A 20,697-nucleotide genomic window follows, 5' to 3' on the forward strand; every position below is an offset into this window, starting at 1 on the left:
GCTACTCGTCCCGCCGGGGCAGCAGCAGGCTGCGCTGGACGCGCTCGAGGTTGCCGTGGAGGCGCACGATCTTCCAGGCGAGGATCATGGCGTAGCCCAGCCAGACCCAGAGGATGCGGGGATCCACGGGCGTGCGCTTGAGCACCTCCGTGCCCAGGTCCAGGCGCAACCCCTGAAGGAACCAGGTGACGGCCCCGAAGGCGATGATGAGATGCCCCCAGCGGATCCAGAAGGGGCGCAGCCCCTCCTTCACCTTCCAGCGCAGGAGCAGCCAGCGGTCGAAGCGCTCGCTCTTCTCCTCGGCGAAGTGCAGGGCCAGGAGCTGGTCCACGAGGGGCGCGTAGCGGTGGACCTTCAGCTCCTGGATCTCCTCCTCGCCGTTCAGCTTTCGCAGGAAGGCGCTGCGGATCTTCCCGATGCATTCCTCCCAGGGCGCTTCTTCCCGGTGGAGGGAGAGGTGCAGGCGCACCAGCCCCACCCAGAGCAGGGCCTGGGCCAGCAGGACGGCCCACAGGGACCAGCCCTGCCAGCCCTGGGTGCGGACGAGATCGAGGAAGCGGGTGAGATCCATGCGGGGAGTGTACCGCTATCCTTCGGGAGCCGGCCCAGGGGCCGGAGGGAGGCTTCCATGGCGGAGGATCTGAAGACGGCATCGGCCTGGGCCAAGGATCTGGGCGTGCCCGAGAAGAAGCTCAAGGAGGCCTTCAAGGCCGCCGGCATCGCGCCCGACGCCAAGAAAGGGGTCTGCACCTACTACGCCAAGGCCTCCGCCGAGAAGGCGAAGAAGATGATCCCGTAGCCCGTCAGACCTTGTTCCAGGCCACTTCGCCGGCCGCGAGGAAGGCCTCTCCGTCCATGCCCCGGTCCTCCGCGCGCTGCAGCAGATGCTGGAGCACCTCGGCTGTGGCCTCGGCGTCCTGCAGGGCCCGGTGGGCCCGGGTGTTCGTGATACCGAGGAACTCGCAGAGTTCCGCCAGGCTCCGCCGGGGCAGCTCGGGGATGAGCTTCTTGGCCAGCAGGCGCGTGCAGACGAGGCGGTGGCGCCGCCAGATGCCCTCGGGCAGCCAGGCCTTGAGGAAGCTGCCGTCGTAGGGCGCGTGGTGGGCCACCCAGACGCGGCCTTCCAGCCTCGGCGCCAGCTTCAGGGCCACCTGCTCCCAGGGGGGCGCGCCCGCCAGCATGGGCAGGCTGATGCCCGTGAGGCGCTGGATCTCCTCCGGCAGGAAGCCCTGGATGGCGGCCAGGCTGGAGAAGCGGTCCTCCACCACCGGGCCCGAGAGACGCACCATGCCCACCTCGGTGATCTCCGAGGGCTGGATGAACCGTCCGTCCTTGCCCCAGCGGGCCTTGGGGCTTCCTCCCGTGGTCTCCAGGTCCAGCACCGCGAAGCGCAGCTCCCGCAGCGCGGGCGAGCTGGTTTCGAGGAGGGCATCCTGGGTCATGCGCTGACCAGCGTCTTCAGGCCGTCCTTGAAGAGCACGTCCACCTTGCGGCCCATGCGCCGCTGGACGCGCCCCAGGCCGAAGGCGGGATGGTCCATCCAGGCGCCCTCCTCCCAGCGTTCGGCCACCGAGTAGGGTCGGGCCTGGGCGCCGCCCTGTTCGCGGGCCACGGCCTCCTGGAACTGGGCCACCAGCGAGCCGGGCCTGGGTCCGCCGACCTTGGCGGCCGCGGGGATCCGGGGAGCGCGGGGCAGGGGCTCCGGCTTGGCCGCGCGGAACTTGTGCACGGACCGGCAGTTTCCGCAGATGAGCTTGTCGGGGACGCCATTGGTCACGGTCAGGACCTGGTGGCGCGTCTCGCCGCCGCAGCGCCCGCAGGGGGCATCCACATCCTGGCCGGCGTAGTAGATCTTCGTCATGACTCAAGACTAGCACCCGGGAAGCGGGACAGAACGAATGGGGCCGGGCCGGTAGGTCCAAGGTGCTAGGTTCGGTTCCACAGTTGTAACTATATAATAATATGTGATTTAAGTCATATGGCGAAGTCATGACGCAGATCGTACCGTCGGTCATCCCGGCGTCCGTGGCTCTTCGTTTCCAGGGCGTCCATCCCCACCACGCTCCACTCCTTCCTGGGAGGACCCATGACTCGGACTGCCTTCAAGACCTTCGCCGGCGCCGCGTCGGCCCTGGCGCTCGCAGGCCTCATTGCCGCCTGCGGCGGCTCGAAGCCGGACGCTCCGGCGGCTTCCACTGCGCTGACGCCAGAGCAGAGGGCCCTGCCCAACCGGACCGGCTCCTCCGGGTACGTGGTGCTGGCCTGGAACGACCTCGGCATGCACTGCCTGAACCCCAGTTATGACGCCGCGGTGATCCTGCCCCCCTACAACACGGTGGTGGCCCAGGTGGTGAAGCGGGGCAACCCGCCCCAGCCCGTCACCTCCGGCGTCACGGTGAGCTACCGGATCCTCAACAACACCAAGTCCTCGACCAAGGGGAGCTTCGGGCAGTTCTGGACGAACATGCAGAAGCTGTTCGGCGTGTCCCTTCCCGCGGACAAGGGCCTCAATCTCGATGATCCGACCGTGAACAATGGCCTTTCCGGGACCATGCTGGCCAAGGGCGACCACTTCCTGGCCTCGGGCATCCCGCTGACGCCCATCGATGACAAGGGTGTGTGGAACCCCTATCAGGTGGGCGAGATCACGGTGAAGGACACCAGCGGCAAGGTGGTGGCCCAGACCACGACCACGGTGCCCACCTCGGATGAGATCAGCTGTTCGAAGTGCCACGGCGGCGATGCCCTGAACGAGGTGCTCCGGAAGCATGACGCGGCCCACGGCACCCAACTCTTCGCGAGCAAGCCTGTCCTGTGCGCCAGCTGCCACGGCAGTCCGGCCCTCGGCACTTCAGGGCCGGGCTCCTCGGGGATGTACCTCTCGCAGGCCGTGCACGGCTTCCACGCCACCCGCGGCGCCGCCTGCTACGACTGCCATCCCGGCGCCACCACCAAGTGCAACCGGAGCCTGGCCCACACCGCGACTGACGGGAACTGCACGACCTGCCATGGGGACATGGCCAACGTGGCGAACACCATCAAGAGCGGCACCCGGGTGCCCTGGGCCAGCGAGCCCAAGTGCGTGACCTGCCACAGCGGCGTCGCCGAGGTGGACACGGGTTCCGCGCTCTACCGGAACGCGCGGGGCCACGGCAATCTCTACTGTTCCGCCTGCCACGGCAGCCCCCACGCGATGGTGCCCACCTCCCAGCCTTCGGATAACGCCCAGGCCATCCAGTACCAGGGCAAGGCCAAGGCCATCGCCAGCTGCGCCGCCTGCCACAGCTCCAACCAGGGGGGCGGGTTCAGCGAATTCGCCCACAAGCACACTGCCGCGGGCGACAACCAGCCTTCCGCCTGCAACGTCTGCCACACAGGATTCCAGGATGTCACCCAGCAGGCCAAGTGGCCTCACCAGTTCCAGTGGAAGGCACGCGGGGGCTCGGGCGGCGGCAACTGAGCCGGTCCCTGGGGTACGGCACCGCCCTCCGGTCGGGAGGCGGTGCCGTGCCTCAGGAATCGTTTCAGCCCAGCAGCGCCTTCACCTGGGCCAGGCGCTGCTCCCTCTCCTCGGCCTGGCCGCGCAGCTTGGCCACGGCGGCCTCGGGGGCCTTGGTGACGAAGCTCTCGTCGGCGAGGCGCGCCCGCAGGGGCTCCAGCTCCTTCTCCAGCTTGGCCAGTTCCTTCTCCAGCTTGGCCTTCTCGGCGGTGGGATCCTTGAGGCCCGCCAGTTCCAGGGCCACGGCGCCGCCGGCCACCACGGCCACAGCGCGGGTGGACGAGGCCAGGTCGCCCTGCGTGAAGGTGACGGACTCCAGACGGGCGATGGACTTCAGGGCCTCGCTGAAGGGCGCCAGCTCGGAGAGCGAGCAGAAGGCCGCCACGCGCTTCGCGGGATCCACGCCCTGCTCGGCCTTGAGGCGCAGGAAGGCGGAGAGCACCTCCTGGAGGCGGGGGATGAGGGTGACGTCCCCGCCCTCCGCCTGGAGGAGGGCCTCACCGATGGGCCAGGGCCGCTGGGCCAGCAGCTTCGGCTCTCCGGCGGGCAGGCGCTCCACCATCACCGCCTCGTGGATCTCCTCCGTCAGGAAGGGTACGAAGGGGTGCAGGGCCCGCAGCAGGATGTCGAGGAAGTGGAGGATGGCCGCCTTCTGGGCCTTCGTGCCGCTCTGGAGCTGCACCTTGGCCAGCTCGATGTAGGTGGCGCAGAAGTCGTCGTAGACCAGGTGGTAGAGGCGCTCGGCGGCATCGTGGAAGCGGAAGGCCTCGATGGACTCAGTGACCGATGTGAGCTCCTCACGCAGTCTTCCTGCCATCCAGAATTCGGCTTCGCCGAATTCTGGATCCGTCGCCAGCGTGACCTCCGCCCCGAGGTTCATCTGCACGAACCGTGACGCGTTCCAGAGCTTGTTGCAGAAGTTCCTGGAGGCCTCCAGCCGTGCGGGACTCATGGCGATGTCCGTGCCCGGGGCGGCCATGATGGCCAGGGCGAAGCGGAGGGCGTCGGTGCCGTACTCCTCCATGACCTCCAGCGGATCGATGACATTGCCCTTGGTCTTGGACATCTTCTGGCCGCTCGCGTCGCGCACCAGGCTGTTGAAGTAGACCTTGCGGAAGGGCACGTCGCCCATCCAAGTGAGGCCCGCCATGGCCATGCGCGCCACCCAGAAGAACAGGATGTCGTAGCCGGTGATGAGCACGCTGGTGGGGTAGTAGCGCTTCAGCTCCGCAGTCTGCTCCGGCCACCCGAAGACGCTGAAGGGCCAGAGCGCCGAGCTGAACCAGGTGTCCAGCGTGTCCGGATCCTGGATCAGTTCTCCTGCTCCGCAGGCGCGGCATGCGGCGGGCTGCTCCAGTTCCACATGGAGCTGGCCGCAGGCGTCGCAGGTCCAGGCGGGGATGCGGTGGCCCCAGACCAGCTGGCGGCTGATGCACCAGTCCTGGATGTTGGTGAGCCAATGCTCCCAGACGGCGGCGTGGTGCGAGGGCGTGAACTGGATGCGGCCGTCGCGGACAGCCTCCAGGGCCATGGCCGCGGCCTCCTTCACGTCCATGAACCACTGCTCGCTGACCAGCGGCTCCAGCACGGCGCCGCTGCGGTCGCTGAGGCTGATCTTGTGGACGTAGTCCTCCACCTTCACGAGGAAGCCCTGCTCCTCGAGGTCGGCCACCACGCGCTTGCGGGCCTCGAAGCGGTCCAGCCCCGCGTAGGCTCCGGCGGCGGCGGTCATCTTCGCGTCGAAGCCGATGATGGTGATGGAGTCCAGCTTCAGGCGCTGGCCCGCGGCAAAGTCGTTGGGGTCGTGGGCCGGGGTGACTTTCACGCAGCCGGTGCCGAAGGCGGGATCCACGAAGCTGTCGGCCACCACGGGGATCTGGCGGCCCGTGAGGGGATGGTTCATGAGCTTGCCGATCATGCCCTGGTAGCGCTCGTCGTCGGGATGCACAGCCACGGCCGTATCGCCCAGCATGGTCTCGGGGCGCGTGGTGGCGACCACCACCTCGCCGCTGCCGTCCGCCAGGGGATAGCGCAGGTACCAGAGCTTGCCCTTGCGCTCCTCGTACTTCACTTCCAGATCGCTGAGGGCCGTCTGCAGGGCGGGATCCCACTGGATCATGCGGGGCCCGCGGTAGATGCGGCCGGCCTTGTAGCTCTCCACGAAGACCTTGCGCACGGCCTTGTTGAGGGCGGGGTCCAGCGTGAAGCGGTTGCGGGTCCAGTCCACGGAGCAGCCCAGGCGCTTGAGCTGGTGCTCGATGGCGCCCTGGTTCTTCTCCTTCCACTCCCAGATGCGCTGCTCGAAGGCGTCGCGGCCCAGCTTGTGGCGGTCCGTTCCCTCGGCCTTGAGCTGGCGTTCCACCATCATCTGCGTGGCGATGCCCGCGTGATCCGTCCCCGGAACCCACAGCGCATCGAAGCCCTGGGCTCGCTTGAACCGCGTGAGCACGTCGTGGAGCGTGTTCACCAAGGCATGGCCCATGTGCAGGTTGCCCGTGATGTTGGGCGGCGGGATGACGATGGACCAGGGCTCCTTGCCGCTCTCCGGTGCCGCCTCGAAGGCGCGGGATTCCTCCCACACTTCGTACCAGCGCGTCTGCGCCGTCCTGAAATCGAATGCCTTGTCCATCTCATGCATTGCCATCTTTGCCTTGCCTTTCCCGGATCCAAACCTGTTTTGCCGATTTGGATCGATGTGAACGACTGCATTCGGAGCGGCCAGCCCAATGGATCAGTTTACCCATGGGGACACGGGCCTTCCAGGCAGGGGCCCCAGGGGGAAGGCCCTTGAATGTAATGCGATATCATGGTCATCATTTGCATCGCGGCATGGATGAGGGGGCTACATGCGTCTTCTTCGGATGGGGATCCTGGGGCTGTCGGGACTGCTGGCGGCCGGGATCGGCCTGGCCCAGGAGCGGTCCCTCCCGGCCCCCCACGTGAAGGCCAAGCTCATCTGCCACGACTGCCACCAGAAAGAGAAGCCCACCACCGCGGCGGTGCCGGACGAGGCCTGCATGGTCTGCCACGGGGACTATCCGGCCATGAAGGCCCTGACGAAGGACGCCAAGCCCAATCCCCATGCCCCTCCCCAGGCCTCGCCCCACGAACCCTACCCCTGCACGGACTGCCACCGCCAGCACAAGGCGCCCGCGGTGAAGTGCCTGGAGTGCCACGAAGGGAAGTTCACCTTCAAGATCAAGTGAGCCCCGGGGCCCGTGGTTGCCGGTACCCTAGGAACATGGGCCCGAGTTTCCGCTTCCTGTCACTGCTCCTGTCCGGCCAGGTGGCGCTTTCCGCCGGAGGGTTGGCCCTGGAGGGCCAGGTGCTCCCCTATCGCCAGGTCGAGGTCAGCGCTCCGGTCTCGAGCCGGATCGTGGACATGCGCGTGAAGGAGGGGGAGGCCGTGAAGGCCGGCCAGCCCCTGGCCCTGCTCTACGGGAAGCTGGAGGAGCTCGAGATGCAGCGGGCCAAGGCGCTGCTGGAGCGGCGGGAGTTCGAGGCCAAGGGCGCCAAGCGCCTCTACGACAGCAAGATCATCCCCGAGGCCCGCGCCCTGGAGTCACGCATCGACCTGGAGCTGGCGCGGCTCCAGTACGAGACGGCCGCCGAGCAGGTGCGGCTCCGCACCGTCACAGCCCCCATGGACGGCATCGTGGTCGAGCGGTACCGCGACGAAGGCGAGGCGGTCTCCGGAGCCCAGCCCATGTTCCGCCTCATGGACCTGAGCCGCGTGGTGGTCCAGTGCGCCGCGAGCCCTAGCCTCCTGTCTGCCTTTCCGCCAGGCCGGAAAGTGAAGGTGCTCTTCACCGAGCCCGCCGCCGGAAGCGCCGAGGGGGAGGTCACCCTGGTCGACCCCTGCGCGGACGCCTCGGGGAGGGTCCGTGTGCGGGTCGTGGTGCCCAACCCCGAGGGGCGCTTCCGGGCGGGGCTCAAGGCTCAGGTGCTGGCCCCGGAGTGATCCGGCTGCTTTCGGGAGCCCGGGATCAGAGCTTCTTGTGGGTGCCGTCGCACATGGGCTTGGTGCCGCTGTGCTTGCAGCCGCAGAACCACTTCGTGCCCGTGATGTCGGCGGTGTAGGCCAGGGGCACGAACGGGCCGCCCTTGTGGGAGCCGTCGCAGAACGGCTGCTTCTTGCTGTTGCCGCAAGCGCACCAGTGGTAGGTCTTGCCCGCTTCGACCTCCACCTGGTACGGGCCCTTCTGGGCGATGTGGGGCGTGGGATCCGTCATGGCGTGCCTCCTGTCGGGGTGCCTGTGGATGGAAGACCACTATAGCCCCGTCGTCGAGGAGGGACCCTCAATCGTCCCGGCGCTCCTCGGCCTCTTCCCACTCCAGCTCGGTCCACCACTCGTACTCGAGGCCCTCGCAGGTGGTGCCGAAGGAGGGGCAGGCGACGCAGCCGTCGCCACGGTGGACCTCGGCATCGTGCATGGGCGGGTAGGCCAGGAGCAAAGCAAGGGCGCCTTCCCGCGCCGCGGCCTCGGCGTCGGTCATGGGACGGGAGGGCAGGTCCCGCACATGGAAGCGGCGCAGGCGCTCTTCGCCCTGGGGGTAGAGCACCGAGTTCTCGGCGTCGATGTGCCGCCACAGGGAGCGGCTGTAGTCCACGGCCAGCGCCTCCACCTGGCGGCGGTCCCCGTCCGCGGCCAGGGCGGAGCCCAGCAGGCCTTCCAGCCCGTCCAGCAGGCCTGCCATGCGCCGGTGCTCCCCGGTGAGGGCCGCGATGGGGCCCCGGTGGGCGGGCAGCTCGGCGCGCTCCGCCAGGGCCCGGAACAGGACCTCCTCCTCCTTGTGGTGGTGGAAGTCCCCGGCATAGCGCCGGAAGAAGGCCATGAAGCGCACGCCATCCGCCGGATCGCCCAGGCCCTCGAGCCGGACCTTCACGAAGGTCCGCAGGGAGCCCAGCACCTGCTCGATGAGGTCGTGTTCCGCGCGGAGGTCGTCGATGAGCTTCATGATGCCTACAGCTTAACGGCGGCGCCCTCCACCCGCATGCCCAGGGCGTTCAGCAGCCAGTGGTCGTGGTTGCCGCCGGGGTTGGGCGTGGTGAGGAGCTTCTCGCCCGTGAAGATGCTGTTGGCGCCCGCGAAGAAGCAGAGGGCCTGCAGTTCGTCGCTCATCTGCGTGCGGCCGGCGCTGAGGCGGATGCGGCTCTTCGGGAAGAGGATGCGGGCGGTGGCGATCATGCGCACGAGTTCGAGCGGGGGCAGGGGATCCACGTTGGCCAGCGGCGTGCCGTCCACGGCCACAAACTGGTTGATGGGGATGCTCTCGGGAGTGGGCTCCAGCTCCGTCAGCTCCTGGAGGAAGTGGATGCGCTGGTCCACCGTTTCGCCCATGCCCACGATGCCGCCGGAGCACACCTCCAGGCCGGCGGCGCGCACGGCGGCGATGGTCTCCAGCCGCTCGTCGAATTTGCGGGTGTGGATGATGGTCTCGTAGAAGTCGCGGCTGCTGTCGATGTTGTGGTTGTAGACCTGGCAGCCGGCGGCCTTCAGTCGCTTGGCCTGGTCGGTGTTGAGCATGCCGAGGGTGACGCAGACCTCCATGCCCATGCTGGAGACGCCCTGCACCATGTCGAGCACGGCGTCGAAGTTGGCGTCGTCCTTCACCTCGCGCCAGGCGGCGCCCATGCAGTACCGCGTCGAGCCGTTCGCCTTCGCCTCGGCGGCGCCGGCCAGCACCTTCTCCACGTCCTTGAGCGGTTCGACCTTGAGCGCGGTCTGGTAGCGCGCGCTCTGGGGGCAGTAGGCGCAGTCCTCGGGGCAGGCGCCAGTCTTGATGGAATCCAGCGTGCAGAACTGGATCTCCTCCGCATTCCAGTGGGCCCGGTGGGCCGTGGCCGCCCGGTAGAGCAGCTCGGGCACGGGCAGGTCGTGGATGGCGCGGATCTCGGAGGGGGACAGGGGCATGGGCCACTCGCAAAGGGCCCATTCTATCCATAAGGCTCGAAGGCGCGGTTTATGACCCTTGCGTCCCTTATTGATCTGTGGTGGTCTGTGTCGACAACTCGAATGACCCCATATTGGCCCCTTGATCCCCCTCATAGACGGGTCATCTGTAGACGGCTGGCCTCCGTGCTAGATTGAGGGGCCCCAGATGGCTCAGAACCCCTTGTGAGGAGTGCCTTTGGCCGCCCGTTCCGACCTGTCCGCGCCCGCCACGACCCTGACCCGCGAGCAGCGCGTCCGTCTCTTCCGCACGATCTATGCGGCGCGCCGCATCGACGACAAGGAAATCACCGGCAAGCGCCAGAACAAGGTCTTCTTCCAGATCAACGGCGTGGGCCACGAGGCCATCCAGGCCGCTGCCGCCATGGTGTTCAAGCCCGGCCACGACTGGTTCTTCTTCTACTACCGGGACCGGGCGCTGGCCTATGGCCTGGGCTACTCCGCCAAGGAGATGTTCCTGGGCTCGGTGGGCTCCGTGGAGGACCCCGCCAGCGGTGGCCGGCAGATGCCCAGCCACTGGGGGAACCAGCGGCTCAACATCTTCACCACCTCCAGCCCCACGGGCAGCCAGTTCCTCCAGGCCGTCGGGGCCGCAGAGGCGGTGCTGCGCGCCGAACAGGGCGGACTCCAGGATGTGCTCGGAACGGCGCCGGACCAGCTGGTGCTGGTCACCACCGGTGACGGCACCTGCAGCGAAGGCGAGTTCTGGGAGGGCATCAGCAACGCCGTGAACCTGAAGGCGCCGGTGGTCTTCCTGGTGGAGGACAACGGCTACGCCATCAGCGTGCCCAGCGAGGTGCAGTACCCCGGCGGCAACGTGGCGGCCCTCCTCAAGGGCTACGAGCCCCATGGCCTGCTGATCCTGGACGACGTGGACGGCTGTGATCCCCTCGCCAGCTACCAGGCCATGAAGGCCGCGGCGGACCATGTGCGCGCCCGCAAGGGCCCCGCCCTGGTGCGCGCCCGGGTCATCCGGCCCTACAGCCACTCGCTGTCCGATGACGAGCAGCTCTACAAGTCGAAGACTCAGCGGGAGGCGGAAGCGCTGCGGGATCCCGTGGCCATCTACGCCCATCAGCTGGTGGCCTGGGGGGATCTCAGCCCCGAGCAGCTGCAGATGCTGAAGGAGGAAGTCCAGGCGGAGATCGACGCGGCCTGGGAGGAGGCGGACGCGGCCCCGAAGCCTGAGCCCGGAAGCTTCTACCAGCACCTCTACAGCGAGGAGGTGGATCCCACCTCGGCGGCCTTCGACACGGAGGACGCCGCGGGCGACCAGGCCACGGGCACCAAGACCATGATCGACCTCGTCAACGCCACCCTGAAGCACGAGATGGCGAGGGACCCGCGCATCCTCCTCTTCGGCGAGGATGTGGCGGACGCCAGCCGGACGGAGATCCTCGGCGAGGTGAAGGGGAAGGGCGGCGTCTTCAAGGCCACCCACGGCCTGCAGAAGCAGTTCGGCAGCCACCGCGTGTACAACTCGCCCCTGGCGGAGGCCACCATCATCGGCCGCGCCATCGGCCTGGCGGCCCGTGGCTTCAAGCCGGTGGTGGAGATCCAGTTCTTCGACTACATCTGGCCCGCCATGCAGCAGCTGCGCGACGAGCTGGCCACCATCCGCTGGCGCTCCAACGGGGCCTTCAAGGCACCCGTGGTGGTGCGCGTGCCCATCGCCGGCTACCTCATGGGCGGCGCCACGTACCACAGCCAGTGCGGCGAGAGCACCTTCACGCACATCCCCGGCCTGCGCGTGGTCTGCCCCAGCCGGGCCCTGGACGCCGCGGGCCTGCTGCGCACGGCCATCCGCTGCGACGATCCCGTGCTCTTCCTGGAGCCCAAGCACCTCTACCGGCAGACCCACAACAAGGGCAACGATCCGGGCCCCGACTTCATGATCCCCTTCGGCAAGGCCCGGACCGTGCGCGAAGGAACGAGCCTGTCCGTCATCACCTTCGGCAACACCGTCCACCGCGCGGTCCAGGCCGCCCGGGAGGCCGAGAAGGAGGGGCTCTCCGTGGAGATCATCGACCTCCGCACCCTCAGCCCCTATGACTGGGAAGCCATCGAGCGGACGGTGAAGAAGACCCACCGCGTGCTGGTGGCCCACGAGGACACCCTCAGCTGGGGGTATGGCGCGGAGATCGCCGCCCGCATCGCCGACGAGCTCTTCTTCCACCTGGACGCGCCGGTCCGCCGTCTGGCCGCCAAGGACACCTGGGTGGCCTACCACCCGGCCCTGGAGGACGAGATCCTGCCTCAGCCCAAGGACTTCCTCGAAGCCTTCCGGAAGCTAGTCGCCATCTGAATCGGGGAAGGAAATCTCCGCGAGAGACCGGTAGGATGGGCCATGACCGGAGGGTCCATGCGCCTGGCTCCAATCCTGCTCTTTCTCCTGGGCGTTCCGGTCTTCGCCCAGCTGGGCCGCGCTGATGGCGCGTCCGGTGCGGCCCTGACGGGCTGGACCCTGGGTTTCCAGCGGGTGCAGCCCTCGCTGTCTGCGAGCCTCGATGGAATCCGCGACGGGAAGGCCTCCCTGGTGGACACGGATTCGGACCTCGGGCTGGGGCGGGATGGGAACCCTTTTGGGGGGCTGCTGGAATACCAGGGCCAAGCCCACGGCTTCCAGCTCACCTATGATTCCGCGCGCTACCGGGGCGATCGGGTGCTGCCCCGCGCCATCCTCATTGACGGGAGGTCCTACGCGGCGGGCACCCCGCTCCAGACGCAGGCGAAGGTCGAGGTCCTGGAGGGCCTCTGGACCTACAAGTTCGTGCGGCGCCCTGATGCGTGGCTGGGCTTCGACCTCGGCGCGCAGGTCTTCCGGGTGGATCTCCAGGCCCTCACCCTCACATCAACCCCCCGAAGCCAGTCGGAACACTCCAGCTGGATCGTCCCCCAGGTGGGTCTCACGGGCTGGTCTTCAGGCGTCGACGGCCTTCTCGAATCCCGGGTGTACGCCCGGTACATCACCTACCGGGGCGCCACCTCCTTCCGGTACGGCGTGGACGCCCGGGCCTACCTCTATCCGAAGTTCGGGCTGCGGGTGTTCTTCGAGGATGCCCGCGCGCATATTCCCCGCGGATCCGTGGAGGGGGACCTGGACCTGCGCGCCGACCGGCGGATCACGGGGCTGGGCCTGGTGATCCGCTTCTGAGCGCCGAGGGGCGCCCCCCGGGGCGGCGCCCGAAAAGACCGGCCGCAGAAAAAAGCGGTGGACGGCGCCAATCCTGTCATGCTGTTTTGCGTGACCCGCCAGGGGCGGAATTCACATCAACGCAATGACGGCCTTGTCTGGGGAAAGTCATCGCTACATCATCACCAGACGTTCTGCAGGAAACAGTTATGGCTCAAGGCACCGTCAAGTGGTTCAACGCCGAGAAGGGCTTCGGCTTCATCACCCCCGATGAGGGCGGCGCTGATCTCTTCGTCCACCACACCGCCATCCAGGGTGGCGGCTTCCGCACGCTGGACGAAAATCAGCGCGTCAGCTTCGAAGTCGCCCAGGGCCAGAAGGGCCCCCAGGCGACCAACGTCCAGAAGCTCTAGTCCTTTACCGTTCAACCGAAAAGGCGGCCCATCGGGCCGCCTTTTCTCATTCAGGTTCCAACCCGGGGGTGCCGGTCAGTGGTGCCCGTGCTCGTCCATGACCGTGGGCTTGCCGATGAACTCGGCCTTGCGGCCCAGGAAGACCACCCAGAGGGCGAACAGGACCAGGACGCCGAGGCCCAGGTAGAACAGGGACTGGCGGAGAGCCACCAGGCCGGTCCAGCTGAAGCTCGCCAGGCCGACAAGCGTGCCCAGGAGGCCCAGGCCGATGAGCAGGATGCCCCACCGGGCGGACGCCACGGGGGCCTGGCCCACTTCCTCGGGCACAGTGCCGAGAGGGTTCTTCACCTCGCCGGCCACATGGGTGCCCTGGAAGAGGAGGATGGCGAACAGGATGAAATAGAAGACCAGGAAGAGCATGGGCGTACCTCGTCTTTCTTCCTATCACGATTTCCCGGCCCCGGGGCGGAATTCGGTGCATGGGTCACAACCTGCGCGGGCTGCTCCGATGGCCTTCAGCCTTCATCCAGGATGGTCCGGCCGGCCCGGATGGCCGCCTCCTTCTGGCTCAGCCACTGGTGTTCGCGCTGAGTGAGCCGCAGGTAGACGGTCAGGCCCGTCCCGGCCAGAAGCAGGAAGAGGATCGCCAGGCCCAGCAGGATGGCCGCGGTCTCCCTCGGCGCACCGGGCCAGAGGGTGGGAAGACCGGTGGTTCCGGCCAGGCAGGCCAGGCCGAGGATCGTGGCCTGGATCGCCCGCAGGCGCCAGGGGCGGATCCGCTTCTCGACGGCGACCCGGGAGAGATCCCGGACGAAGTCGATCTGCTCGTCGGGGTCGGGGGACCCGTGGGCCGCCTCGAGCTCGAGTTTGGCCAGCGAGAGGGCGAGTTCTCCCGAGGCATCGTCCAGCCGCGCGGTCCGGCTCCGGATGGTCATGGTGGGGCTCCTTTCGATGAGAAGTGGAGGGCCGGCCTCAGTGCAGGGAGAGGCCGCCTCCTTGGGGATTGCGAAGGGTCAGGACGAAGGGAAGGGCCAGGAGGAAGACCACGACGAGGAAGCCGAAGACGTCCACGAAGCTCATGAGGAAGGACTGGCGCGTCACCTCGGCGCCGATGAGGCCCTGGCTGAGGCCCCGCACGGACACGGGATCCAGGCCCGCCCGGGGGAAGAGCCCCTGGTTGAGGCTCACGTAGCTGGCCTGGAGCGTCCCGTTGAACGGGGTGATGTGCTCGGCGAGCCGCGCGTGGTGGAACTGGGCGCGCTGGGCCAGGAGCGTGCTGGCGAGGGCGATCCCGACGCTGCCGCCCTCGTTCCGCATGAGGTTGAACATGCCTGAGGCCGTGCCCACGAGCGCCGGCGGGATGCGCTGGACCGCGGCCGTGGCGATGGGGACGAACACGAAGCCCAGCCCCAGGCCGTGGAAGATCCAGGCGGTGACGAGGTAGGCCATGCCCGTCTGGAGGTTCACGTGCGTGAGGAGCCAGGCCGAGTAGGCCATGGAGGCGGCCCCGGCGGCGACGATGAGGCGCACGTCCACCTTCCCCATGGCCAGGCCCACCGCGATCATGGCCACCACGGACGCGACGCCGCCCGGGCTCAGGATGAGGCCCGCCCAGGTGGGGGTGAACCCCAGCAGGTTCTGGACGAACAGCGGCAGCAGGATGAACGCCGCGTAGAGGCCGACGCTGATGATGAAGATGATGGCCATGCCGCCGGCGAACTCCGGCAGCCGGAACATGCGCAGGTCCACCAGCGGATTCTCCGCGGTGAGGGAGCGCCAGATGAAGAGCGTGATCCCCAGGGCGGCGAGGCCCGCGCAGGCCTTCATGGCGTTCGAGGCGAACCAGTCCAGGCGCTCGCCGCGGCTGAGGAAGAGCTCCAGGCAGCCGAGTCCCACGGCCACGAAGATCAGGCTCCAGTAATCCACCGCGCCTTCGGGCCGCCGGAGGTAGTCCGGGTCCTCCACGAAGGTGAAGGCCAGGTAGTACGCCACGACGCCCACGGGGATGTTGATCCAGAAGATCCAGGGCCAGGTCCAGTTGTCCGTGATCCAGCCGCCCACCAGGGGCCCGAGGATGGGGCCGAAGATCACGCCGATGCCGAAGATCGCCGAGGCCATGCCGTGCTCTTCCTGGGGGAAGGCCTCCAGCGTGATGGCCTGGGACATGGGCACCATGGCGCCTCCCGCGAGCCCCTGGATCACGCGCATGAGGATCAGCCACGTCAGGCTGGGCGCCGCGCCGGCCCCGAAGCTCGCCAGCGTGAAGATGGCCAGGCAGAGCAGGTAGAGGCGCTTGCGGCCGAAGGCGGCGCCCAGCCAGCCCGTGATGGGCAGGATGATGGCGTTGGCCACGAGGTAGCTGGTGATGACCCAGGTGATCTCGTCCGTGCCCGCGGCGAAGGTGCCCTTCATGTGCGGCAGGGCCACGTTGGCCACGGAGGTGTCCAGCACCTCCATGAAGGTCCCCAGCATGGTCGTCAGGGCGACGATCCACTTGTGGGCGGTTTCCCGCGGCGCGTCCATGGCGGTCTCAGCGGCTCCGGGTGTCGATCTCGGCCTCCACGCTCAACCCCAGGCGCAGCCTGCGCTCGGGGTCGGCACCGGGGTCGAGGGCGATCTTCACGGGGAGGCGCTGGACGACCTTCACCCAGTTGCCCGTGGCGTTCTCCGCCGGCAGCAGGCTGAAGGCCGCGCCGGTGCCGGCCGAGAGGCTCTCCACGGTGCCCGTGAACATCCGGCCGTCGAGGTCCGTCCTCATCCGCACGCGCTGGCCGGGCCGCACGCGCCGGAGCTGGGTCTCCTTGAAGTTGGCCTCCACCCAGAGGTCCTCCTGGCCGAGGGGCACCACCGCCAGCAGGGGCTGGCCCGCGGCCACCACCATGCCCGGCTCCGCCAGCTTGCGGCTCACGGTGCCGTCGCAGGGAGCCGCGATCGCGCAGTAGGAGCGCTGCAGCCGGGCCTGGTCCAGGGCCGCCTGGGCCACCTGGACCTTGCTCCGGCTCACGCCCAGCAGCCCCTGGGCCGCGGCCACCTGCTTCCGGGCCGCCGCCACCTGGGCCGTGGCCACCTCCTCGGCGGTGGCGGCCTGGTCGTGCTTCTGGCGGGGGATGGACTGCCGGGCGAGGAGGGCATCCATGCGCCGCTTCTCGAGGCCCGCCAGGGTCCGCTGGCTTTCGGCGGCCTGGACCTGGGCCCGGGCCTGGGCGATCTGCGCCTCGTTCAGGGCGAGCGCGCTCCGGGCCTCCGCCAGGGAGGCCTCGGCCCGGGCCACGGCCGCGTCGTAGTCGCGGGGATCCAGGGTGGCCAGGGTCTGCCCCATCCGGACCACCTGGTTCTCCTGGACCGCCACCTGGAGCAGCGGGCCGGGGACGTGGCTCGACACCGCCACCACGTGCCCCTTCACGTAGGCGTTGTCCGTGGCCACAAACACCTGGCCGTGGCGCCAGCGCACCAGGGCCCAGACGGTGCCGATCACGGCCAGCGTGAGGATGACCGCCAGGGAGACCCACTTCTTCGTCTTCGCATCCATCTCACTGCTCCCGGGGCGCGTGCGCCTCGAAGAAGGCCGGCAGATCCTCGCCCAGCGCCGCGAGCAGGCCCGCCTGCTGGGCGTAGGCCCGGTAGCGCCGGTCCTCCAGGGCGCTGCGGCTCTCGGCCAGCACCGATTCCGCGTCCAGCACGTCCGTGTTGCGCACCAGGCCCTCCTGGTACTGGTCGCCCGCCATGCGGAGGTTCTCTTCGGCGGAGGCCACGTTGAGGCGGGCGGTGTCCACCTCCCGCAGGGACTGGCGGAAGGCCCGCAGGGCCGCCGCGGCGGAGGTCTCGGCTTGGCGCTCCGCCTCCTGCAGGTCCCGGCGGGCCCGGCCTGTCTCCGCCTCCGCCTGGCGCACCCGCGCGGCGCGGACGCCGCCGTCGAAGAGCTTCCAGGAGAGGCCCACGAACAGGCTCGTCTCGTGCTCGTGGGTCAGGAAGGAATTCTGGCCATAGGTGTGGCTGGCCTCGGCCGCCAGCGTGGGCAGGAAGTCCTTCCGCCGGTACGCCGCCTGGTCCGACAGGGCCCGGGTCCGGGCGCGGGCCGCGCGTACGGCCGGGTTCGCTTCCCGCGCCATGGCCCGGCAATGCGCCTCATCCCAGGGCAGGGCGGGCGGGCCGGCCAGGGCCTCCGGCAGCTCCTGGGCGGTGCCGGGGGGCAGGCCCATGGCCACGTTCAAACCCTCCAGGGCCGAAGTGTAGGCTTGGTCGAGGGCGTGCTCGGCGTCCCCCACCGATCGCAGGGCCACCTCCGTGCGCAGGAGGTCGTTGCGCGCCACGATGCCTTGCTCGAAGAGGGCCCGGGCGTGGCCCAGGTGGGTCTCCAGGGCCTCCCGGCGCTGGATCAGGACGCGCTTCTGGGCCTTCAGGTTCAGGAGCGTGAAGTAGCGGGCGGCCACCTCGCTCTGCGCCTTCAGAAGGTCGGCGTCCCCGGAGCCCGCGACGGCCTCCTCCCGGGCCCGGGAGGCGGAGAGGGCCCCGCTCCGCCGGCCGAAATCCCACAGCAGGTAATGGACCGAGGCCTTGTAGCGCCAGGCTTGGCTGTCCGAGGTGGGGAAGACCTGGGAAGGCACCGTGAGCGGGCCGATCCGCATGGGCTGGCTCAGCAGCTCCGGACGGTGGTCCGTGGTCCAGTAGCCGCCCTGGATCTGGATCTCGGGCCAGTAGAGGCCCCGTACCTGGGCCGTCTCCTCCCGGGCCCCGGCGAGGCTCGAACGGGCCGCCTCCGCCGATTGGGACCGCTCGTCGACCAGGCGCAGGGCCCGGGCGAGGCTGAGCGGTTCGCCGCCCCGCAGGAGCCCGGCCAGGGTCGCGCAGGCCAGGAGCACGGCTCCAGGCTTCATGGCTGATCTCATGGCCGGGCTCATGGCCGGACTCCTGCGCCGTGGAGGAAGCAGGCCATGGCGCGCTCCACGCAGGCGCCGGGGTCCTCCTCCTTTCCTGTCCGGTGGCTCCGGTGCAGGGAGGCCTCCAGCACGCCGAAGCAGAGCTGGATCAGGAAGTCGGGATCCAGGTCCTGGAGGTCCCCGGCCTCCACCGCCCGGTGGAGGATGCCCTTCAGCCGCGTCCGCTCGGCCTCGTAGATCTCCCGGAGGCGGGGCAGGAACCGGGACTCGAAGCCCCAGTCGTAGTGCACCCGCTCGAGGATGAACATCGGCAGCCAGATGAGCCGGTCCCGGAAGTGGTCCGCATAGGCCTGGAACATGGACCGCAGCTGCTCCAGGGGCGGTCGGGGGGTCCGGAGGACCTCCTCGGCCCGGGCGGAGAAGGCCTCGGCCCGGTGGATCATCACCTGCTCGTAGAGGTCCTGCTTGGACGCGAAGTGCTCGTAGAGCCCCTGCATGCCGATCTGGGCCTCTGCGGCGATCTCCTGCATCGTGGCCTCGTCGAAGGGCTTCCGGCCGAACACCCGGCCCGCGGCCCCGAGGAGGAGATCCCGTCTCTGCTGCCGTTCAAGGCTCTTCCGGTCCAGCACTGGAGCCTCCGAATCCACATTCCAGATTCCGAATCTAGAATTTTAATTACGACCGTCAAGTCATCAATTAAGACACCCTGAGGGCGATTTTCCCCTTGACTGGTTCAAACGATTGATTAATTCTTGGAGCCTGTTGTTCAACCGTTTGATTGGTTGATTGGAAACGAGGGGTCATGAACGCACAGCCGACCGACGCGTCTCTTGATACGCGGCAGCGCCTGATCGAGGCCGCGATCCTGACCTTCGCCGAAAAGGGCTTCGATGGGGCCGGCATCCGCGAGATCGCCCTGCGGGCCAAGGCCAACTCGGCTCTCGTGACCTACCACTTCAGCGGCAAGGAGGGGTTGTACCTGGAGGCCCTCCGGTACATCTTCGCCCGCAAGGCCTGCCGCGTGGCCGAGCTGGCCACGGCCCCCGCCCTCGAGGGGCCGGAGGCCCGGAAGGACGCGATCCAGCGGCTCAAGGACCATATCCGCGCCTTCATGCAGGACCTGATGGCCTGCGATCCCCTTGATCCCCAGGACCCGCTGGGCGAGGCGGCCATGGCGCTCATGGCCCGGGAGATGCAGGCGCCGCGGGCGACCTCTTCGGCCCTGCTCATGGAGCAGATCCGGCCCCACGTGGACCACCTGATGCAGTGCCTCCAGGTGCTGCGGCCGGACCTCTCCTGGGGCGAGCTCCTGAACATGGGCATGAGCATCCAGGGCCAGCTGCTCTATTTCCGGAACTCCCTGGGGATCGCCCGGCTCATCCGCGGGAACCCGGCCTATCCGGAGGACCTCGAGGAGGTCATCCGGCACTTCACCGACTTCAGCCTGCGTGGGCTCGGCATCCCCGAAGCCTTCCCCCAGCCGAGGAACTGACCATGCTCTTGTTCGCTCCCCCCGCCCTCCAGGCCCCGACTCCGGCGCGGACTCCGGCGCTGGCCACGGAATCCGCGCCCCGCGCGCCGCTGAGCCTGGACCTCTCCGGCGCCCTGGCCCGGGCCCGGAACGAGAACCCCATGCTCCGCGCGGCCAAGGCCCGCGTGGAGGAGCGCCGCGGCCTCATCACCAGCACCCGCGCCGATGCCCTGCCGCAGCTCACCCTCATCGGCGACTTCACCCGGGCCCGGGATGTCTCCATCCTCAACAGCGGTTTCGCGGACAGCGCCGCCCAGTTCGGACTGTCCCCCAGCTCCCTGGTGGGCGCCCGCAGCATCTACACCAGCCAGGCCAACCTCACTCAGCCGCTCTTCTACTGGGGCAAGCTGGGCACGGCCATCGACATCGCCAAGATGGGCGAGAAGGAAGCCGGCTACGGCTTCACCACCGCCGAGCTGGATACCCTCCACGGTGTGGCCAAGGCCTACCTGGCGGTGCTGGAGGCCCAGGCGGAGCAGGAGGTCGTGGAGACCCGCCGCAAGACCGCCGAGCAGTTCGTCTCGGATGTGAAGGCCAAGCTGGAGGCCCAGACCGCCACAGAGCTGGACCGCCTGCGGGCCGAGAGCGAGCTGCTGGCCGTGATCCCCGAGGCGCTCCAGGCCGAGGCCAACGTGAAGCGGGCCCTGGAGGTGCTGAACGGGCAGCTGGGCCTGGATCCCAAGACGCCGCTGGCGCTGGCGGACCTGGGCCATCCCGAAACCTCGGCCCGGCCCGCGGGCGCCGAGCGCAGCGAGCTGGCCCAGCTGAAGCAGCAGGAGGCCATGTACCGGGCCAACGAGAAGATCATCACCTCGGACCTGCGCCCCAAGTTCGACCTCAGCGCCAGCTACGGCTACCAGGCGAGCAAGAGCGACAACCTCTTCAAGGAGCCGTACGACACCTGGAAGGTGAGCGTCACCATGAAGTTCCCCATCTTCGACGGGCTGCGCAGCTCCGGCAAGCGCGCCCAGAACACGGCCCAGCTCGAGCAGGTGAAGCAGGCGCGCATCGACCGCGAGCGGTCCATCGCCATCGAGCAGAGCACGGCGGACCGCGAGCTGGAGAAAGCCACGGCCCTGGATGAGGCCGCCCGCAAGGCCCACGACGCCACCGTCGAGGCCCTGCGTATGAGCCGCGAGTCCTTCGACCAGGGCCTCATCACATCGCTGGACCTCCTCCAGGCCGAGCGGGCCGAGCGCCAGGCCGAGAGCCAGCGCCGCCGCGCGGAGCTGGGCCTCTGGTCCGCCCGCTTCGACCAGCGCCGCGCGCTGGGCCTCGCTCCTTTGTAAC

22 protein-coding genes are annotated in these 20,697 nt (G+C 68.7%); 9 read left to right on the forward strand and 13 right to left on the reverse strand.

From position 1 onward, the window contains the following. Position 1: 1 nt before the first annotated feature. Positions 2 to 571: a hypothetical protein gene (locus MLG87_RS09490; RefSeq protein WP_243294938.1), complete on the reverse strand. Its 570-nt coding sequence runs from the start codon at positions 569 to 571 to the stop codon at positions 2 to 4. 57 nt (positions 572 to 628) lie between these two features. Here MLG87_RS09490 and MLG87_RS09495 point away from each other — a divergent pair, with 57 nt between their 5' ends. Then, positions 629 to 799, forward strand: a complete 171-nt coding sequence (locus tag MLG87_RS09495; RefSeq protein ID WP_243294939.1) for a hypothetical protein — start codon at positions 629 to 631, stop codon at positions 797 to 799. 4 nt (positions 800 to 803) lie between these two features. Here the strand turns inward: MLG87_RS09495 and MLG87_RS09500 are convergent, their stop codons facing one another. Beyond that, entirely contained in the window at positions 804 to 1,442 is a 639-nt protein-coding gene (locus tag MLG87_RS09500) for a 3'-5' exonuclease (RefSeq protein ID WP_243294940.1), read from the reverse strand. Beyond that, positions 1,439 to 1,861, reverse strand: a complete 423-nt coding sequence (locus tag MLG87_RS09505; RefSeq protein ID WP_243294941.1) for a hypothetical protein — start codon at positions 1,859 to 1,861, stop codon at positions 1,439 to 1,441. The genes MLG87_RS09500 and MLG87_RS09505 overlap by 4 nt, the downstream gene beginning before the upstream one ends. Positions 1,862 to 2,086: 225 nt before the next feature. On the opposite strand from MLG87_RS09505, the gene MLG87_RS09510 reads away from it, so the two are divergent. Beyond that, positions 2,087 to 3,460, forward strand: coding sequence for a cytochrome c3 family protein (locus MLG87_RS09510; protein WP_243294942.1), 1,374 nt, complete (start codon positions 2,087 to 2,089; stop codon positions 3,458 to 3,460). Between the two features lie 64 nt (positions 3,461 to 3,524). Here MLG87_RS09510 and MLG87_RS09515 read toward each other — a convergent pair whose 3' ends face one another. After that, positions 3,525 to 6,128 carry a valine--tRNA ligase gene (locus MLG87_RS09515; RefSeq protein ID WP_243294943.1) on the reverse strand — a complete coding sequence of 868 codons (2,604 nt, stop codon included), beginning with the start codon at positions 6,126 to 6,128 and terminating at the stop codon, positions 3,525 to 3,527. Positions 6,129 to 6,345: 217 nt separating this feature from the next. Here MLG87_RS09515 and MLG87_RS09520 point away from each other — a divergent pair, with 217 nt between their 5' ends. Both MLG87_RS09520 and MLG87_RS09525 read left to right on the forward strand, forming a co-directional pair. Continuing rightward, positions 6,346 to 6,705, forward strand: a complete 360-nt coding sequence (locus MLG87_RS09520) for a cytochrome c3 family protein (protein ID WP_243294944.1) — start codon at positions 6,346 to 6,348, stop codon at positions 6,703 to 6,705. 35 nt (positions 6,706 to 6,740) lie between these two features. Beyond that, the gene (locus MLG87_RS09525; RefSeq protein ID WP_243294945.1) at positions 6,741 to 7,460 is read left to right on the forward strand and encodes an efflux RND transporter periplasmic adaptor subunit; all 720 of its coding nucleotides are present in this window, start codon (positions 6,741 to 6,743) and stop codon (positions 7,458 to 7,460) included. 25 nt (positions 7,461 to 7,485) lie between these two features. On the opposite strand, the gene MLG87_RS09530 is transcribed toward MLG87_RS09525, so the two are convergent. The 3 genes from MLG87_RS09530 to bioB all read right to left on the reverse strand — a co-directional run bounded on the left by MLG87_RS09530 (position 7,486) and on the right by bioB (position 9,414). After that, complete coding sequence (locus MLG87_RS09530) at positions 7,486 to 7,731, reverse strand: CDGSH iron-sulfur domain-containing protein (protein WP_243287683.1); 246 nt, start codon at positions 7,729 to 7,731, stop codon at positions 7,486 to 7,488. Positions 7,732 to 7,798: 67 nt separating this feature from the next. After that, positions 7,799 to 8,458 carry a hemerythrin domain-containing protein gene (locus MLG87_RS09535; RefSeq protein ID WP_243294946.1) on the reverse strand — a complete coding sequence of 220 codons (660 nt, stop codon included), beginning with the start codon at positions 8,456 to 8,458 and terminating at the stop codon, positions 7,799 to 7,801. 5 nt (positions 8,459 to 8,463) lie between these two features. Beyond that, positions 8,464 to 9,414: a biotin synthase BioB gene (gene bioB / locus MLG87_RS09540; RefSeq protein ID WP_243294947.1), complete on the reverse strand. Its 951-nt coding sequence runs from the start codon at positions 9,412 to 9,414 to the stop codon at positions 8,464 to 8,466. Positions 9,415 to 9,625: 211 nt separating this feature from the next. Here bioB and MLG87_RS09545 point away from each other — a divergent pair, with 211 nt between their 5' ends. The 3 genes from MLG87_RS09545 (at position 9,626) to MLG87_RS09555 (ending at position 12,999) form a co-directional block, all read left to right on the forward strand. Next, complete coding sequence (locus MLG87_RS09545) at positions 9,626 to 11,758, forward strand: alpha-ketoacid dehydrogenase subunit alpha/beta (RefSeq protein ID WP_425250883.1); 2,133 nt, start codon at positions 9,626 to 9,628, stop codon at positions 11,756 to 11,758. 57 nt (positions 11,759 to 11,815) lie between these two features. After that, entirely contained in the window at positions 11,816 to 12,607 is a 792-nt protein-coding gene (locus MLG87_RS09550) for a hypothetical protein (RefSeq protein ID WP_243294949.1), read from the forward strand. Between the two features lie 188 nt (positions 12,608 to 12,795). Beyond that, entirely contained in the window at positions 12,796 to 12,999 is a 204-nt protein-coding gene (locus MLG87_RS09555; protein WP_243287678.1) for a cold-shock protein, read from the forward strand. 75 nt (positions 13,000 to 13,074) lie between these two features. Here MLG87_RS09555 and MLG87_RS09560 read toward each other — a convergent pair whose 3' ends face one another. The 6 genes from MLG87_RS09560 to MLG87_RS09585 form a co-directional block, all read right to left on the reverse strand. Next, positions 13,075 to 13,419 (reverse strand): hypothetical protein, encoded by a 345-nt coding sequence (locus tag MLG87_RS09560; RefSeq protein ID WP_243294950.1) that lies wholly within the window; start codon positions 13,417 to 13,419, stop codon positions 13,075 to 13,077. 95 nt (positions 13,420 to 13,514) lie between these two features. Next, positions 13,515 to 13,934, reverse strand: coding sequence for a hypothetical protein (locus MLG87_RS09565; protein WP_243294951.1), 420 nt, complete (start codon positions 13,932 to 13,934; stop codon positions 13,515 to 13,517). Positions 13,935 to 13,971: 37 nt separating this feature from the next. Further along, positions 13,972 to 15,522, reverse strand: a complete 1,551-nt coding sequence (locus MLG87_RS09570; protein WP_243294952.1) for a DHA2 family efflux MFS transporter permease subunit — start codon at positions 15,520 to 15,522, stop codon at positions 13,972 to 13,974. 7 nt (positions 15,523 to 15,529) lie between these two features. Beyond that, complete coding sequence (locus MLG87_RS09575; RefSeq protein WP_243294953.1) at positions 15,530 to 16,528, reverse strand: HlyD family secretion protein; 999 nt, start codon at positions 16,526 to 16,528, stop codon at positions 15,530 to 15,532. Between the two features lies 1 nt (position 16,529). Beyond that, entirely contained in the window at positions 16,530 to 17,897 is a 1,368-nt protein-coding gene (locus MLG87_RS09580) for a TolC family protein (RefSeq protein WP_243294954.1), read from the reverse strand. After that, positions 17,894 to 18,505: a TetR/AcrR family transcriptional regulator gene (locus MLG87_RS09585; RefSeq protein WP_243294955.1), complete on the reverse strand. Its 612-nt coding sequence runs from the start codon at positions 18,503 to 18,505 to the stop codon at positions 17,894 to 17,896. The genes MLG87_RS09580 and MLG87_RS09585 overlap by 4 nt, the downstream gene beginning before the upstream one ends. Before the next feature lie 173 nt (positions 18,506 to 18,678). On the opposite strand from MLG87_RS09585, the gene MLG87_RS09590 reads away from it, so the two are divergent. Beyond that, the gene (locus tag MLG87_RS09590) at positions 18,679 to 19,368 is read left to right on the forward strand and encodes a CerR family C-terminal domain-containing protein (protein ID WP_243294956.1); all 690 of its coding nucleotides are present in this window, start codon (positions 18,679 to 18,681) and stop codon (positions 19,366 to 19,368) included. Positions 19,369 to 19,370: 2 nt separating this feature from the next. Beyond that, on the forward strand, positions 19,371 to 20,696 hold the full coding sequence (locus MLG87_RS09595) for a TolC family protein (protein ID WP_243294957.1): 1,326 nt from the start codon (positions 19,371 to 19,373) through the stop codon (positions 20,694 to 20,696). Position 20,697: the final 1 nt, after the last annotated feature.

The sequence above is a fragment of the Geothrix mesophila genome, from assembly GCF_022808835.1.
Lineage (GTDB): Bacteria > Acidobacteriota > Holophagae > Holophagales > Holophagaceae > Geothrix > Geothrix paludis.